15 protein-coding genes and 1 pseudogene are annotated in these 15,254 nt (G+C 64.2%); all 16 read right to left on the bottom strand.

Annotated features, from left to right (window positions below; all coding sequences use genetic code 11):
• Nucleotides 1-10 precede the first annotated feature (10 nt).
• Nucleotides 11-2,137, bottom strand: coding sequence for a DEAD/DEAH box helicase (locus tag AUL34_RS00790; RefSeq protein WP_274532644.1), 2,127 nt, complete (start codon nucleotides 2,135-2,137; stop codon nucleotides 11-13).
• A gap of 46 nt (nucleotides 2,138-2,183) precedes the next feature.
• Nucleotides 2,184-3,364, bottom strand: a protein-coding gene (locus AUL34_RS00785; RefSeq protein ID WP_156420718.1) for an IS3 family transposase whose coding sequence is annotated in 2 segments (ribosomal slippage) — nucleotides 2,184-3,103 and nucleotides 3,103-3,364 — 1,182 coding nt in all. Because the reading frame shifts where the segments join, the coding sequence is not laid out codon by codon here.
• 65 nt (nucleotides 3,365-3,429) lie between these two features.
• Nucleotides 3,430-3,625, bottom strand: a pseudogene (locus AUL34_RS22765) (replication protein); the annotation flags it as partial.
• 18 nt (nucleotides 3,626-3,643) lie between these two features.
• Nucleotides 3,644-3,925: an AlpA family transcriptional regulator gene (locus AUL34_RS00770; RefSeq protein WP_061929720.1), complete on the bottom strand. Its 282-nt coding sequence runs from the start codon at nucleotides 3,923-3,925 to the stop codon at nucleotides 3,644-3,646.
• 136 nt (nucleotides 3,926-4,061) lie between these two features.
• On the bottom strand, nucleotides 4,062-4,589 hold the full coding sequence (locus tag AUL34_RS00765) for a DUF2285 domain-containing protein (RefSeq protein WP_370539013.1): 528 nt from the start codon (nucleotides 4,587-4,589) through the stop codon (nucleotides 4,062-4,064).
• Nucleotides 4,483-4,824, bottom strand: coding sequence for a transcriptional regulator domain-containing protein (locus AUL34_RS22760; protein WP_244492399.1), 342 nt, complete (start codon nucleotides 4,822-4,824; stop codon nucleotides 4,483-4,485). The genes AUL34_RS00765 and AUL34_RS22760 overlap by 107 nt, the downstream gene beginning before the upstream one ends.
• A gap of 129 nt (nucleotides 4,825-4,953) precedes the next feature.
• A complete protein-coding gene (locus AUL34_RS00760; protein WP_047167743.1) occupies nucleotides 4,954-5,214 on the bottom strand; it encodes a DNA -binding domain-containing protein in 261 nt (86 codons plus the stop codon).
• 96 nt (nucleotides 5,215-5,310) lie between these two features.
• Nucleotides 5,311-5,577 (bottom strand): helix-turn-helix transcriptional regulator, encoded by a 267-nt coding sequence (locus AUL34_RS00755; RefSeq protein ID WP_045811379.1) that lies wholly within the window; start codon nucleotides 5,575-5,577, stop codon nucleotides 5,311-5,313.
• Between the two features lie 307 nt (nucleotides 5,578-5,884).
• The gene (locus AUL34_RS00750; protein ID WP_061929715.1) at nucleotides 5,885-6,211 is read right to left on the bottom strand and encodes a DUF736 domain-containing protein; all 327 of its coding nucleotides are present in this window, start codon (nucleotides 6,209-6,211) and stop codon (nucleotides 5,885-5,887) included.
• Between the two features lie 572 nt (nucleotides 6,212-6,783).
• Nucleotides 6,784-7,224 carry a hypothetical protein gene (locus tag AUL34_RS00745; RefSeq protein WP_061929712.1) on the bottom strand — a complete coding sequence of 147 codons (441 nt, stop codon included), beginning with the start codon at nucleotides 7,222-7,224 and terminating at the stop codon, nucleotides 6,784-6,786.
• A gap of 134 nt (nucleotides 7,225-7,358) precedes the next feature.
• On the bottom strand, nucleotides 7,359-7,526 hold the full coding sequence (locus tag AUL34_RS22475; RefSeq protein ID WP_012110101.1) for a hypothetical protein: 168 nt from the start codon (nucleotides 7,524-7,526) through the stop codon (nucleotides 7,359-7,361).
• A gap of 281 nt (nucleotides 7,527-7,807) precedes the next feature.
• The gene (locus tag AUL34_RS00740) at nucleotides 7,808-8,230 is read right to left on the bottom strand and encodes a type II toxin-antitoxin system VapC family toxin (protein WP_061929709.1); all 423 of its coding nucleotides are present in this window, start codon (nucleotides 8,228-8,230) and stop codon (nucleotides 7,808-7,810) included.
• A complete protein-coding gene (locus AUL34_RS00735; RefSeq protein WP_061929706.1) occupies nucleotides 8,227-8,481 on the bottom strand; it encodes a hypothetical protein in 255 nt (84 codons plus the stop codon). The genes AUL34_RS00740 and AUL34_RS00735 overlap by 4 nt, the downstream gene beginning before the upstream one ends.
• Nucleotides 8,482-8,567: 86 nt before the next feature.
• Nucleotides 8,568-9,494, bottom strand: a complete 927-nt coding sequence (locus AUL34_RS00730; RefSeq protein ID WP_061929703.1) for a DUF2493 domain-containing protein — start codon at nucleotides 9,492-9,494, stop codon at nucleotides 8,568-8,570.
• A gap of 310 nt (nucleotides 9,495-9,804) precedes the next feature.
• Nucleotides 9,805-10,839 (bottom strand): toprim domain-containing protein, encoded by a 1,035-nt coding sequence (locus AUL34_RS00725; protein WP_061929700.1) that lies wholly within the window; start codon nucleotides 10,837-10,839, stop codon nucleotides 9,805-9,807.
• Entirely contained in the window at nucleotides 10,839-15,158 is a 4,320-nt protein-coding gene (locus AUL34_RS00720) for a strawberry notch family protein (protein WP_061929696.1), read from the bottom strand. Before AUL34_RS00720 ends, AUL34_RS00725 begins: the two co-directional genes overlap by 1 nt.
• Nucleotides 15,159-15,254: the final 96 nt, after the last annotated feature.

Here is a 15,254-nt window from a genome sequence, read left to right as displayed (position 1 = left end):
CCCTACGGCATCATTGACTACCAATGATTTTCAACCTCATTGCGCGGGTTTCGAGCAAATAGGTCTCGACTCCCGCAAGCAGGTGCAAGCCTTCTTCACCGATTGCTTGCCGGGATAGTCCAGGTTGCACGATGCGGACGTCGAACTCGAAGCGGTGATCTTGCCACCCGACCTTGAGTTTTTTGAGCGCGGCGGCCGAGCCTTGTTCAATTCGAGAGCTGAGACCACGGTCCCGGCGCATCTTTTCGCGCCTCAGCATGTGTTGAAGCATGCGGCCTGGCCGGTCGCGCCACCGAGCAGACTTCTGAGACTGGCCGCAAACCTCGTAAAGGTCGCTGAGCCGCGCGCCTGTTGTATCCGCGCCCGAATACTTGCAGTGATACAGGGTCACGGAAACGACGCTGTCGGTTATTCGCAGCGCCACGACATCAGCGATCTCGCCTTTGCCATCATCGTCGAAGATCACATCATAGGGATCGGGGTCCGCCAACAGCGTGTCGATGACGAGACGTTGGACTGAGTCTGGGCGCTTGCTCGCGCCTTGCGACTCGACGCGGATATTGGCCTTCGACCAATCCCAGGCTTCGATCTTGTCGGACGGGTATGGTTCGATCGTTTCGCCTTCGGGCAGGGTGTAGAGGTGGCTGTAGATGAGCAGCGAGCCATCGCCGAAGTCGATCTGTGGCGAATCCTCGCCGAAGGATTCCGAAAGCGTCTGCACCTTGCTGCCGATCTTGATCGTCGCCTTGGGGCCGGCGCGCTGAGGGTAGCGGGCATGCCCGTCGCTGAAGACGATCTCGAACTCGGCCGTGTGGTCATCGCTCCGCACGGCGAAGCGTAGCGGTCCGGAACGAGCGTTATCGAGCAACTCGATATCGCATTCCGCGAAGGTTACGGGCTCATCGCCGAACGAGATCTCGATCCGCTCCTCGAACTGCGTGATCAAAGATTCAGGCCAATGGATCGCCACGGGCGGAACAGCCGGGCGCTGGCTGATCTGGTGGGGGCGCATCGCGCTCTTGAAGACGCCGTCGGTCGTGATGCTGGGATCGTTCACCGTGCGACCCACATCCTGACACCAGTCCACCCAGTCGGTCAGGTCATGGACCTTGGCGCTGGACCAAAACTTGCCCTTCGCCGAGCAGCCGCGTGAGGCCGGCACGCCGTCGAGAAAGCCGGTGGCGAAGATGTTGTTCTTGATCCGCGACTGGGATTTCGCGCTGTCGAGGCCGTCGGCGACGTCCACGCCCATATACATGGAATAGCGGACGCCGCGCCCCTGATGGTGGGTGAGGCCGAGGTTGCGCAGGATGAGCCGCTTGAACCCATGGAGGCTGCGGAACACCTCCTCGCCTTCCACGCGGCGCGTCGTATCGCCGCAAACCGCCTTTGCCAGGCGATCGAACGGTCCCTTGGCGGAACTGCTGACATAGAGCAGGCCACTGGCCTGATCCCAGTGGAGCATGTGCAGATCCCAGGTGACGTTTACCGCCTGCTGCGCCGAGGTCCAGCGCGCCTGTTCCTCGGCCCTAGTCACGAAGATCGCGACCCGTTGATGCGGGTTCAGTTTCATGCCGAGATAGACGCCGGGATTGTAGAGTTCCTCCGCGCGGAACGGATCCCAAGCATCGCAGGACGTCCGGTAAAGGACCGCGTTCATTTTCGGCTCGAGGGTCTGGAGCGGAATGTCGCTCAGATCGCCCGAAAAGCCTTTGAACATCTCGGCGCGGCGAACCTGTCGTTCGATCTTTGCCGAACTGAGCGCCTCCACCAGCGCGTTCCAGTCGGCGTCCTCGGCGTAGAGCTTGGCCAGCGCGCGATCGACATCGTCGATGCCGGTATTGGCGATCACCGTCGCATCACCCAGGGTCGGATCCTGGCGGGTGAAGCGGCCGACGAACTGGATCGTCACCGCCACGCTCTTGTGATGATCGTGCAATGCAGCAATCTTCAGCTCGGGCAGGTCGAAGCCCTCGCCGAGCATATCGACGCATACGATGATCCGGCTCTCAAAGCGGCGTAACGCTGCCAGATTTTCGCGCCGCTCCTTCAGCGATTGCTGGCTGTGGACGATGACAGGCCGGTAGTCCGGATAAGCCGCCGCATAGAGGCTATGCAGGTGTTTGGCGCGTTCGATGGTGCTGCAACGTGATCGGCCCCCACTGAGTGGTCCGGTTAGAAAGTTAGTTCAGGGTTGGTCTTTGCACCAGCGTTAGCTTGGCCGGCGAAGCAGGTCGGGTCAGCGCAGCCGGCCAAGCGGCGAAGGCTGACACGAACACTTCTGGTGCCGGCGGTTTGTAGCCGATCGATCCATGCGGTCGGATCGTATTGTAGTGCCGCCGCCAGCTTTCGATGACGATCTGCGCCTCTTGCAGGCCGTAGAAGATCTCGCCGTTGAGCAGTTCATCGCGAAGGCGAGCGTTGAAGCTTTCGACAAAGCCATTCTCCCACGGTGATCCTGGGGCGATGTAGGCGGTCTTAACGCCAACGGCCGTGATCCAGTCCTGCACGGCTTTCGCGATGAACTCGGGCCCGTTGTCAGAACGAACGTGGCCGGGCACACCGCGCAGGACGAAGAGGTCTGACAGGACGTCGATGACATCCGTCGAGTTGAGCCTGCGAGCGACGCGGATCGAAAGGCATTCGTGCGTGAACTCGTCGATGACGTTGAGCATGCGGATTTTGCGGCCATCATGCGTGCGGTCTTCGACGAAGTCGTAGGACCAGACGTGGTTCGCCCGCTCGGGCCGCAGCCGAACACAGGAGCCATCATTCAGCCAGAGCCGTCCGCGCTTGGGCTGCTTGGCGGGCACCTTCAGACCTTCGCGACGCCAGATCCGCTCGACACGCTTGTCGTTCACCACCCAGCCGGCATCCCGCAGCAGCACGGCGATCTTGCGATACCCGTAACGGCCATACCGGCGGGCCAGTTCGATGAGGTCGGCCGTGAGTTGCTCTTCGTCATCTCGGCCCCGCGGTACCTGGCGCTGTGTCGAACGGTGCTGCCCGAGGGCGCGGCATACTCGCCGCTCGGACAGCTTCGTCATCGTCATGACGTGATCGACACAAGCGCGTCGGCGCGCAGGGCTCAGTAGTTTCCCCGGGCGGCCTCGCTGAGGATCAGCTTGTCCAAGGTCAGATCGGCGACCGCCTTCCGCAGCCGCTGGTTCTCGGTCTCAAGATCCTTCAGCCGCTTCACCTGGTCGACCTTCAGGCCGCCGAACTCCTTGCGCCACCGATAATAGGTGACCTCCGTCACGCCGATCGAGCGCACCGCGTCCGCTACCGTGCGTCCCTGCGACACCAGAACGTCAACCTGCCGCAGCTTCGCGACGATCTCTTCGGGCTTGGGGCGTCTTGCCATATCCGTCCTCCTTCAGGCTCTCAAAGCCATACTTCAGGGCGGACCATTTCAATGGGGGTGGATCAATGATCGGGAACGGCCTCAACCCGGATGGAGACGCCGCCCGCCGAGAAGTCGATCGGCGCTATGCGGTGCGATTTCGAGAGTGAGAAGAGGATAGGCCATGAGATCCTGCGCGTCTCGTGGCGCGAAGTCGCCGGGAAGCGCGCGAAACAGGTCGAGCTGCCCACGCTCCGAAGGGTCACGACGACGCACCACCATGAAAGGGACCAGCCACGATCAGCGTGCGTATCGGCCGGCGAGCTGGCCGGTCGGTAGCGTTTGGCGCTTTGCGGGAAGCACAGAGCCGCGCGGATCGGACGTCGAGGTCACAGCGCCACGCTCGGCCCAGGTCTCCAGATCGTCGACCGAATAGACGACGCGCCCGCCGAGTTTGTGATAGGCTGGACCAGTGCCGTAGGTGCGATGCTTTTCTAGGGTGCGCGCGGACAGGCTGAGAAATTCAGCGGCTTCCTTGGTCCGCAGGTAGCGTGGCGGGAGCGCGGCGGTATCGGGTCGCATGGGGCGGGCCTCCGTGGGGTTGCTGGGGGCCGCTGGCGATCAGCGGCTGACAGCGACAACGGCGGCGGAGAACCTCCGGCGGGATGGATGGGGGACTTGGGATGGCTAAATTCCCCACCCCTGTTGTTGGCGCAGGCTAGGTGCGCCGACGATGCCGAAGCAGGTGCAGATAGCCGCCATTGATGAGGGCCAATCCGGCTTCGGCGAAGGCGATCACGGTATCCCGCAGCGGCGAGGTCTTCCAAGGTTCGGTATCGATGCGCGCCGCGCCATAGATTGCGATGGCGATGTCGCGATAGGTCGCGCCGTTCATGCGGCCGTCGGCAGCTCGAAGTTTGAGGCGAAAGCGGCGGCGCTGCTCGGCGGTCATGCGCGTGTCGCGCAATGGCGGACGCTGGAGCCAGGCGCGCGCGAGGCGTGTCAGCGCATCAATGCGATCGAGGATGTCGTCATCGATGGGGACGACCGCCGCAAGCTGGTCGTTTGCGGATATGCCGGGTAGGAAGAGTAGCTGGAGGTCGTGCTCGGGAAGACCGGCATAGGCTCCTTCAGGGCTATCACGGCCCGCAGCGAACCTGTCGGCGAGGCTGTTTGAGCTGGACGGCAGAAAGGTCGGCCGTGCTGTCAGAAAGAGGACGGCGGGATCGCTCTGCGGCGACCACACCACCTGTTGCTGTAGGGCAGAACGACCTGGTCTTGCAGGGAAATCGCAACCCCCAGCGCTGCTGCCTGTCGTCAGGCAGCGGCTGAGTCTCGGCGCCAGCATCGACCAGATTGGCGTAATCGTCCTGATAAGGGCGGTATCTGCGAAGGCACTCCCAGGCGAGACCTTCGATCGGCAGTGTATCGAAGAAATCGTAGCTGCGGTCGTCTCGCCAGTTCGATGTATCGGGCCTCATCGCATCAACTCTCCCGCTTTGTGCGCGTAAGTCGAGCGTGTGATTTTTCGGGGCGCGACGAGGGTGTTGGAAGCCCGGAGGAGGGCATTGCGTGATGTCGAAAGGGCATCACGCCGGTTCGCAAACCTCTCAGCGGTGAGCCGGTCGCAGGAGGTGCCGATAGCCGGTGTGTGTCATCCAGCGGGCGCGTTCGAGGTGGCTGTCATGGATGCGGCGGCAGCGTTCGGGTTCGCGGGCGGGATCGAGGTCGAACAGCACCCGCACGGCTTCCTCCCAATGCGCGCCGTCAGCGGCCGCATCCAGCAAGCGCATGTATAGTTTGGCGTGCGACTTGTCGTAATCGGTGAGATCTTGCCCCGATGGCGCTAGGTCCTGGAATGGTGCGGTCATGGTGCAGACTCGGCGAATATGCGGTGCCTGTCTATTATCCATGTTTGATCCGAAATGGAGGCAGTGCGAATGATGAGGAACCTGGCTGCCCACAGGTCAGCGTAAGCCTGTAGATCGGTTCGGCTTGTTTCCGCGATCATCGACCAGCAGCACTCCTTGCCCTCGGTCGGTCGACAGGAAGACGATGCCGGCAGCTTCCAAGGCCCTGCGTGCCTGATCGCGCGTCGTCTCGTACACATCGAGCCCGCTTTCGGATTCGAGGCGCTTGAGCGCGGTCAGCGATAGGCGGGCCTTGTCAGCGAGCGTCTCCTGTGTCCAACCCAGCAACGCGCGTGCGGCCCGTGATTGTCGGGCGGTGATCATGCATGATCACCTCCCATCGCAACCGGCGCGCGCTCCAGAACTACGGCTATTTTAGTCGTATTGGCCCGTTTCTGCCAGCTCAAAGAGGTTGACGAAGGGCCGTGTTGGGCTGGCGCCGATTTGCTGATTCGGGCAATCGAGGCGTTGTCGTCAGTGAAGCGAAGGTTCTGCGGGCTGGCTTTTGCAGTAAAGCTGGAAGAGTGCGCCTTCGGTGTGACCCAACTATTTGGGGCACGCATCTGCGATCGGGTGCGATTTGAGCAGGAAGGCGGCCCCGACCTTTCGGCCGGGGCCTCGTGACGCCGCCTCAGTTTGCGCGGCGGCCGTTGGGGCGGGACCAGATCAGCGAGTAACCTTCACCGTCCTCGTCATCGAAGATGTTGGCGTAGATCGGAGCGTTGAAGCTCGGATCGTCGAGCTTGAGGCCCAGATAGTCGCGGCCCTCGTTGGAGCGCTTGGACCAGGCGGCGCCGATCTCGGCGCGGCCGACTAGGACCCGGTGGCTGGGGGCGTTCTCGCCGCTGGCGCGCAGGTCGGAGACGATGCGCACGCCCTTGGCCTGGACGCTGAGGGTGACGATTTCGCCGCCGAATTCGTTCGAGCCGGTCTTCTTGAAGGTGCCGATGGTCGCCATTGTAAGTCTCCATTTTCCGTTTCGAGCCCGCACCATTGCGGCCTCGATGGCGATCGACCGGACGGAGGCGAGCGACGGCACATCGCTTGCGACCGCAGCAAAGCGGAGGATGGCGCAGGCGCGACTTTGTTGTTTCGCGAGGAATGACGGCGCAGCCGGCAGGGGAAGAAAGTCGGGGCCAGCCGTTGTGGCTTAGGCGCTCGAGGCACAGCCGTCCTTCGGCCAGATCAGGCCATTGAAGAGGCCGTTTTGGCGCGGGTGCTGGACGGATCGACGGCGGAGACGGCGGCGACCTTCGCATTGGCCTGGGAAGTCCGACCGGCGATCACAGGCGTAGACCTCCCTTGAACAGGCCTGCGCCGCGCATTTCGCCATTCCGCCAGCTCTGACGAAACGCCTCGACGCTGAGGGGCTGCCGGCCACGATGTCGTTGCCGCCCCGACGCGCTCCATCCTTCCGTGACAGGTGGGCGCAGCCGATGCTTCGCGATGCCGCTTCCTCATCGGGCGACCAGATGGCGTGGAGGGCAAAGGTATGTGCCGCTGGATCCCGCCGCGATGGGCGCTGCGGGTTTAGGCGTGGGACACATGCCCGGCAGATGGGTCGGAGGCCGCCATTCCAGTGATGCGCACGAAGGCGACGATGCCGACCGCGATCGCTCCGATGACGGAGAACACGGTCTGCCATGTCTCCGATGGCATGGTGTGTTTCACGATCCCATGGGTGGCATGGAATCCGGCGACGACGGCGGGGGCGACGAAGGCTGCGGCGATGAGCAGGCGTGCCCAGGTCGGACGGACGGTGGCGAGCAGGAATTGGCCGATGCCGAAGGTCAGCCCGGCGGCGACAAAGCCGACGACAATCGCGCCGAGCCAGCCCGCGCCGGTGCCGTAGGCCCATGTGCCGGCAGTCACGCCCGCGAAGAACGGAAGAGCGAACACCGCAAGCGTGAAGAGGAGCCAGCAGAGGAAACCGATGGCGGCGATGCTGAGGAGAATACCGATGAAGATCATGGTGGTGTCTTTCGTCAAATGTCAGACGGACGCGCCTCCACCACCACCACGGCGCACATGCGAGATTAGCAGAATTCGAGCTGCGGGGGGAGCAGAAGCGTGAAGCGTCCGCCGACTGCGCGACCCGGTTCGCCTCATGAGGCGAAGGGGTCGATTTCGCCGACGATGGCGTTTTCATCGCCGTCATATTCCGACGCCGGGGTGACGGAGAGCGTGCCGTCTCCGGCGCGATAGATGACGATGGCCGCCATCAGGGTGGTGGCGAGGCTGAAGGCGAAGGCGTGAGCGGTTTGGAAGGACATCGACCTGGCTCCTGTTTGAGCGGAGGTCCATCCCCCGCTGACAGGCGCCCGAAGAGTTCGGCCGGTGGCCGCAATCACCGTGCAGGCGAAGCCGGAGCGGCGGCACGCTATGCGTAGTCCGACCCTTTAAGGGTTGATGGCGTCAGGCCATCGGCTGAACCCAAGGATCAGCGTCTTGAAGCGGAGGTAGTCGTCCGATCAGGAGACCGGGTTGTCTGCATGCCGCGTGGACTATTGCTGCCGGCTCGGCTGGCGTCACTTGCGCTGCCGGTGGCCGGATGTCAGCGCCCGGCCTTCCAGGGATCGATGACCGTGACATTCGCGGCCTCGAATGCGCTGCTGTCGCGCGTGGCGACGGCAAACCCCTTGGCGGCTGCGATCGCTGCCATGTAGCCGTCGGGAGTAGGGAAGCCTTTCCCGGCCGTTCGGGCTTTGACGGCGAGATCCGCATAGCGGCGCGCAGCATCGATATCGAACGGGAGGACGCGGTCTGCGAACAGTTCCATCACCCCATCCAGGGCTTCGGTGAGACGCTCCTTGCGCTTGCCCTCGGGGAGCGCGCCGATGCCGAACATCAGCTCGGCGATGGTGACGCTGGAGAGAAAGAGCGTTTCCGCTGCCTGCTCGTCGAGCCAAGCGCGTACGGCCTCGTCGGGAGCGGGCTTCATCGCCTCCGATATGACATTGGTGTCGAGGAGGATCATTCGAAGCTCATCGGCTTGGCGGGCGCCTTGTCACGAGCTTGGTCGAGGGCGTCCACATCCTCATTGGTCAAGCCGAGGCGACGGCTGCGTTCCGCGAGCGCCGTACCGAGCCGGAGGCGCGTATCGGGACGAACAGCCATTTCGAGAATGTCGCGCATTTCCGCTTCGGCGCTGCGGCCGTGCTGCGCCGCCCGCACCTTGAGGGCACGATGCGTTGCGTCGGACAGATTCCTGATCGTCACTGCGGGCATGATAGCGCCTCCTACAAGTTTGATAGCGATGATAGCATCATATAAGAATTGCCATCATTTTTCAAGGCGGCCGGTCCCGGCGGCGCTTACGCGCCGCCCGAGCCGAACCTATAGACCGGGATGCCCATCTTGCGGGCCTTATCGGCTAGGTTGTCCTGAATGCCCGTGCCGGGGAAGATCACGACCCCGATCGGCACGATGCCGAGCATCTGGTCATTGCGTTTGAACGGTGCGGCCTTGGCGTGCTTCGTCCAGTCCGGCTTGAAGGCGACCTGCGGCACCTTGCGGCTGTCGGCCCAGCGGGAAGCGATCTTTTCGGCGCCTTTCGGCGAGCCGCCATGCAGCAGCACCATGTCGGGGTGCTTGGTATGGATCTGATCGAGCTTGGCCCAGATTTGCTTGTGGTCGGCGGTGTCACCGCCCGAGAAGGCGATCTTCGGGCCGGCTGGTACGAGTACCTCGGTATCCGCGCGCCTCCTGGCGGCGAGGAAATCCCAGCTGTCGATCAGCGACGCGGTGAGGTGGCGATGGTTGACCCGTGATCCGGTGCGTTGCGACCAGGGTGAGCCGGTGGCGATACGATAGTGTTCGGCGGCGGCTTCGCGGAAAGCTTCCATGCCGTCGCGGCGGTCGATCAGGTTCATGCCGATGTCGATCAGGCGCTCGAGCTGGAGGGATTTCACCTCGGAGCCATCCTGTTCGCGCTGAAGCTGCTTTTGCGCCTGCTCGTTGTCGTCGAGCTTCTGTTCGATGCGGTCCACGGCGCGGTGGAACATATTGACGGTCGACCAGAGCAGATCGGGGAGATCGAAGTCGAGGCTGGTGTCGGTGATCGTGGCGACCAGGGCGTCGAAGATGTCGGCGACAGCGCCTTCGATGATGCGGTCTTCCGGTGACGGGCGCTGGTCCAACTCGTCCTCTGAGGGACGGTAACCGTGGAGCTGCAAGTCCTGGATCAGATGGTCGGTCGGGGATGACTCGTGGTGTGGTTCGTAGTCGTCGTGCTCGCTCATGGGATGCTCCGTCGGCAAGGACCGCGACCGTCGCGGCCTTCATGGCGACGAAGCCGTCGGGCGGGACGGACCTGCACCCTGAGCGTGGGTCGAAGGGCCGAAGCGTCAGCGGAGGATGGCGAAGGCCGACGATTTTGTTTCGCGATGGAAAGACCCAAAGGGTCGCCGGAAAATCGTCGGCCGCAGCCATTGCCGATCCGGCTCGGCTGATGGCCGATCGCCCTCTCGAAGGCCGAGGCGCGTTCCTCTTGCCGTCACTGGCGCATCGTTGCGGCATGGCGGCTGCGCGCCACCTGTCAGCCCCTGCCGGCTAAGCGGCCACGTCCATGAAGCGTGCGACGTCCTCCGGAGCGAGCTGTACTCGAACGCCTGCCCGAAGCGCATCGATACCGAGCCGCCGGAGATCCTCGTTGAAGTCCCCGAATGCTGGCGACAATGGGATGGCCTCGATTCCCTCGGCGTTCGCCCGTTCGATCAGCATGTCCCGCGCGCCGTCACCGGCCGGATCGTCGTCTCGGACGATATAGAGTCGTCGAAGCGTTGGCGGGAACAGGATGGCGGCCAGATGTGCCGCCGAAAGCGCCGGCGCCATCGCCATATCGGGCAGGACCTGCCGGAGCGACAGCATGGTCTCGATACCTTCGCCTGCCGCCATCACGCTGCCGGGCGCACCGATGCGGACGGCATTGCCGAGGAGATCGCCCATCGCCTTGCGCGGAGTGTCTATGGGGGCTTTGTCGGAGCCGTCAGGCGCAAGCCAGGTGCGGTGCGCGCCGGTGATCTTGCCAGCGAGGTCGGTGACGGCGGCGATCATGGCGGGCCAGGTCTCGGTCGGGCCATCGTCGGGCTTGTAGTAGCAGCGGGGGTGGAAGCGCAGGTTTCCGGTTCCGTGCAAAAGCGCAATGCCGCGTCTGCGCAGATAGGTCTGCACAATGGTCCCGGTGATCGGTTGCGTCATGGCGATGAGACGGCGTGCCGCCTCGGGCGACCCCGATGGCGCTGGTGCCAGTCCGCGGCGTGATGTTGGCTCCGGTTCGGGGTGCGGCAGGCTGAGGAAGGTGCGCGCCTCTTGAGCAACGTCTGCGAAGTCGATGAGGCCGAGCGATTCCCGGATGATGTCGAGAAGGTCGCCATGTTCGCCGGTGGCGGCGTCGGTCCATTTGCCCGCTGGTCCCTTCGGGGTGTCATGCAGGCGCACGAACATGGAGCGGCCTGCGGCATTGCGCACATCGCCAACCTGCCAGTAGTTGCCCTGCCGGTGGCCGTTGGAGAGATGGTGACGGCAGACCGCCTCGGCCTGTCGGCCGAGACGGTCTGCCAGTTCCGAAGCGTCCCGCCGAGCCATCACGCTGCCTCACGCTCGCTGATCCGCTCGACCGGATAGGTGGCGAGCAGCTTGCCGATGATGGCGGGACCAGAGGCATCGACCGGGACGAAGAAGCGCAGCTTCCACGAGATGATCTCGCTGAAGAGGCCATAGGCGCGCAGGCGATCCCGCACGGTGTCGGTGAAGCCGGACAGTTCGATCCGGTTCGCGCCCATGACGCGCGCGCGGCGAAGCTGGAGCCCGCTGGCCAGGTCGAGGATGGTGCGACCATCCACCAGAGCGGCATAGGCATCATCGCTGCTGAGGTTGGCCGTTCCCGTCGAGGCGGCATTCAGGGCCCAGGCGGACGAAACCCGCCGCCCGATGATGCGTTCGCCATCGTCGGTCTGGAGCCGATAGACGCGCGTCGACTCGTTCGGCAGGCGCTTCCACACCGGCAGGAGCAAACCGCTGACCATGTGGATGGCGCCATCGGTATAGGCCGGCACTTCGGCGACTTCCCGTTGCCAGACCGCTGCAAAGCTGTCGCGATCGGCTTCCTGCCAATGGCTGTCTTCCATCATGGCGAGGGTTGCGTGGTGCTGTTCCATCGGCCGGATCAGGCGGACGCGACGTTCGATCTCGCCGTCGTCAAACATGATGGACGGCGCCGGCACCTGGACAGCACCGCGTCCCGAACGCGCGTTGATGAGCAGCCGGGCATGCGGATCGTCGAGCCAGTCGAGCGCCGTATCGAGCGTGGTTGGCTGGTTTCGGCGGCGCTCGGTGATGGTGAGCAGCCGCGTCTGCGCGCCCGTTGCCGGATGGGTGTAGATAGTCGTGCGCTCACTAACGACGAAACTCTCCGCCGTCAGCGTTTCCAGCCCGACATCATAGACGCCGCTGGCGATGGCTCCGGCCACCTTGGCGTCGAGCAATTGCTCGAAGGCGGTGAAGAGGATGCCCTGAAGCTCGATGGTCAGCGCCAGCAGACGGTTGAGGAATGTGGTGATCGGCGGCAATTCGTCCTTGATGCCGCTATCGTCCGTCAGTTTCAGGCCGGTCGCGGACTCGAAGCGCCCCAGCGAGCAGCCCTCGACCTTGCCGCGTACGATCAGGAGATAGAGCTGCCGCAGCGCATCGCGGGCGTAGCTCGATTCCAGATTGTCCTCGGGCCGGAACAGGCCCTGGCCGCCGGTCTGGCGCTGACCGCGCGTGATCGCGCCCAGCGTATCGAGCCGGCGCGCGATCGTGGACAGGAAGCGTTTCTCGGCTTTGACGTTCGTGGCGATCGGGCGGAACAGCGGCGGTTGCGCCTGATTGGTGCGGTTGGTGCGGCCCAGACCCTGAATGGCGGCGTCGGCCTTCCATCCGGGTTCGAGCAGATAATGCACGCGCAGACGCTGGTTCTTCGCCGATAGTTCGGCGTGATAGCTGCGGCCGGTGCCGCCGGCGTCGCTGAACACGAGAATGCGCTTCAGGTCGTCCATGAACGCAGCCGTCTCGGCAAGGTTGGCGGATGGCGCGCGGTTTTCGACCGTGAAGCGTTCCCCCTTGCGGACGATGCGCCGGGAGCGGCCCGTCACCTCGGAGACCATATCTGTGCCGAAGCGCTGTACGATCTGGTCGAGCGCCCCCGGAACGGGTGCTAAAGACGCAAGACGTTCGATCAGCTCGTCACGGCGCGCGACAGCTTCGCGGCTCTCAACGGGGTGGCCGTCGCGATATACCGGGCGCGAGGACAGATTGCCCTCGCCATCCGTGAACGGCTCGTAGAGCTGGACCGGAAAGGAATGGGCCAGATAGTCCAGGACATATTCCCGCGGCGTGATATCGACACGAATATCGTTCCATTCCTCTGTCGGGACTTCCGCCAGCCGGCGCTCCATCAGCGCTTCGCCGGTCGAGACGATCTGGACGACAGCGGCGTGGCCATCATTCAAGTCACGTTCGATGGACCGGATCAGCGTGGGCGTTTTCATCGACGTGAGCAGATGGCCGAAGAAACGCTGCTTGGCGGACTCGAAGGCCGAGCGGGCGGCGGACTTGGCCTGCCGGTTCAGTGTGGCTCCCCCACTATCTGGGCTGCCGGTGATGTTGGCCGCCTGCATCGCGGCGTCGAGATGATTGTGGATGACGGCGAAGGCGCTGGCGTAGGCATCGTAGATGCGCCGCTGCTCGTCGGTCAGGGCGTGCTCTATCAGCTCATATTCGACGCCATCGTAGGAGAGCGATCGGGCGGTATAGAGGCCCAGCGCACGCAGATCGCGGGCGAGCACTTCCATGGCCGCGACACCGCCGTCCTCGATCGCCTCGATAAATTCGGCGCGGGTGGCGAACGGAAAATCCTCACCGCCCCACAGGCCGAGCCGCTGGGCATAAGCGAGATTGTGGACGGTGTTCGCGCCGGTAGCCGACACGTAGACGACGCGCGCGTTGGCCAGGGCGTGCTGAAGCCGAAGGCCCGCGCGTCCCTGCTGTGAGGCGGCAACGTCGCCGCGTTCTCCCTTGCCGCCTGCGGCATTGGCCATGGCGTGGCTCTCGTCGAAGATGATCACTCCATCGAAATCGGAGCCCAACCATTCGACGATCTGCCGGACACGGGAAACCTTCTCACCACGGTCGTCGGACCGTAGCGTGGCATAGGTTGCAAACAGGACGCCTTCCGACAGCGTGATCGGCCGGCCTTGCGGGAAGCGCGACAGCGGCGTGACCAGCAGGCGCTCCATGCCGAGCGCGGACCAATCGCGCTGCGCGTCCTCGATCAGCTTGTCGGATTTGGAGATCCAGACCGCCTTGCGGCGACCGCGCAGCCAGTTGTCGAGGATGATGCCGGCAGATTGACGGCCTTTGCCGGCCCCGGTGCCGTCGCCGAGCATGAAGCCGCGCCGGAAGCGCACGGCATTTTCGGCATCGGGCTTGGCTGCCTGCACGAGATCGCAGGTCGCATCGACGGTCCAGGAGCCGGCGAGGAAGTCCGAATGGGCTTCGCCGGCATAGATGACGGTTTCGAGCTGGGCGTCCGACAGGAGATCGGTGATGTTCGCGGGCAGCATCGGCCGATAGGCGGGCTTGGGCGGTGCAACGCTCGCCATGGCCGCCGATTGCACGAGCTTGGTGGGGTGCGCCTGAGAACTGGCAATACGGATCGACTGCAATCCATATTCTTCATAAATCGCGTCCGTGAGGTGGGCGCCTTCCGGTGGCGTCCAGTCCATCGTGTCGTAGGCGAGTTCAACGCCCTGCGGGTCCATGGTCGAGCATGCGGTCGGACGCTCAGTGGCGGTGCGTGCGAGATAACCCCGCACGGTGCACGGCGCCGAGGCCGACACGGGCGGCGTGATGTCGGGCAGTGCGACCGGCAGGCGCGGTGGAATCTGCGCTTCGATCCATGCGAGCAGCGTGGCGACGTCGGGCGCAACGTCGGCGGAGCCAGGGAACGCGGCCGGGTCTTCGGCCGGTAGCTTGTCGATGACGGTGAGCCGCGTTTCGATGCTCGTACCATGCTTGGCATAGACCGAGCCGTGGATCGCCGCTGTGAAGACGATGCGCCCACGCTCCTGAAGCCGAATGAAAGTGTCGCGCCAGGCCGGTTGCTCGGGCCCGAAGTTCGCGCCGGTGATCGTCACAAGACGCCCACCATCGGCAAGCCGCGCCAGGGCCGAAACAACATGACGCGCAGCGGCGTCGGCGACCCGACCGGAGACGTGCGCCATCACTGAGAAGGGCGGGTTCATCACGATGACGGAAGGGACCGCGCACGCCGGAAGGTGGTCGTCGATCTGGGCGGCGTCACACCGCGTGACGGCAAGGGCTGGAAAGAGCTGGCCAAGCAGATCGGCGCGGGTTTCCGCCAGTTCGTTGAGGAGTAGCGAGCCACCACTGATCTCGGCGAGGATCGCGAGAAGACCCGTGCCTGCCGACGGCTCCAGCACAATGTCGTGCGGTGTGATCGCGGCGGCCGCGATAGCAGCGAGGCCGAGCGGGACCGGCGTCGAGAATTGCTGAAGCGCCTGGGATTCCTCGGAGCGACGGGTGTGCGTCGGCAGAAGGCCGGTGATTTTCGACAGGGCGGACAGCCGTGCAGCCGGAGTGCCGGCTTTACGGAAAAGCGCACGTCCGTATTTGCGCAGGAACAGGACGGTCGCGCCTTCACAGGCTTCGTAGGCCGTCTTCCAGTCCCAGGCGCCACTCGTGTCGGAAGCCTCGAAGGCCGTTTCCATGGCGATGCGAAGATCGGCGTTGTCGATCCGCTGGCCGCGTTCGAGCAGGGTGAGAAGCTGATGGGCGGCGACGATGAGGGCGGACGCGCGGGCAACGGGCGCAGCCGGACCGGCTTCGGGGGACGTGATGTTCATGGATCGGAACCTCGGGAGAGCGGGAACGGGAAGCCCGGACGGTGCTCTCTCTCGACCGCACGGACTCAAACCCGTCCCGGCGGCCCTCTCACTCTC

Origin of the sequence: Aureimonas sp. AU22, assembly GCF_001463745.1 — a bacterium.
Taxonomy (GTDB): domain Bacteria; phylum Pseudomonadota; class Alphaproteobacteria; order Rhizobiales; family Rhizobiaceae; genus Aureimonas.
The sequence above is the reverse complement of the archived record's forward strand: the minus strand, read 5'-3'. Positions and strand labels throughout refer to the sequence as shown.

Excerpts from the sequence above, each read along its gene's own strand:
- AUL34_RS00760 (WP_047167743.1), bottom strand. The coding sequence starts at position 5,214 with ATGACCGCACCATTCCAGGACCTAGCGCCATCGGGGCAAGATCTCACC.
- AUL34_RS00755 (WP_045811379.1), bottom strand. The coding sequence starts at position 5,577 with ATGATCACCGCCCGACAATCACGGGCCGCACGCGCGTTGCTGGGTTGG.
- AUL34_RS00750 (WP_061929715.1), bottom strand. The coding sequence starts at position 6,211 with ATGGCGACCATCGGCACCTTCAAGAAGACCGGCTCGAACGAATTCGGC.
- AUL34_RS00735 (WP_061929706.1), bottom strand. The coding sequence starts at position 8,481 with ATGCCCGCAGTGACGATCAGGAATCTGTCCGACGCAACGCATCGTGCC.
- AUL34_RS00730 (WP_061929703.1), bottom strand. The coding sequence starts at position 9,494 with ATGAGCGAGCACGACGACTACGAACCACACCACGAGTCATCCCCGACC.
- AUL34_RS00720 (WP_061929696.1), bottom strand. The coding sequence starts at position 15,158 with ATGAACATCACGTCCCCCGAAGCCGGTCCGGCTGCGCCCGTTGCCCGC.
- AUL34_RS00770 (WP_061929720.1), bottom strand. The coding sequence starts at position 3,925 with ATGCGACCCGATACCGCCGCGCTCCCGCCACGCTACCTGCGGACCAAG.
- AUL34_RS00740 (WP_061929709.1), bottom strand. The coding sequence starts at position 8,230 with ATGATCCTCCTCGACACCAATGTCATATCGGAGGCGATGAAGCCCGCT.
- AUL34_RS22760 (WP_244492399.1), bottom strand. The coding sequence starts at position 4,824 with ATGAGGCCCGATACATCGAACTGGCGAGACGACCGCAGCTACGATTTC.
- AUL34_RS00745 (WP_061929712.1), bottom strand. The coding sequence starts at position 7,224 with ATGATCTTCATCGGTATTCTCCTCAGCATCGCCGCCATCGGTTTCCTC.
- AUL34_RS22475 (WP_012110101.1), bottom strand. The coding sequence starts at position 7,526 with ATGTCCTTCCAAACCGCTCACGCCTTCGCCTTCAGCCTCGCCACCACC.
- AUL34_RS00725 (WP_061929700.1), bottom strand. The coding sequence starts at position 10,839 with ATGGCTCGGCGGGACGCTTCGGAACTGGCAGACCGTCTCGGCCGACAG.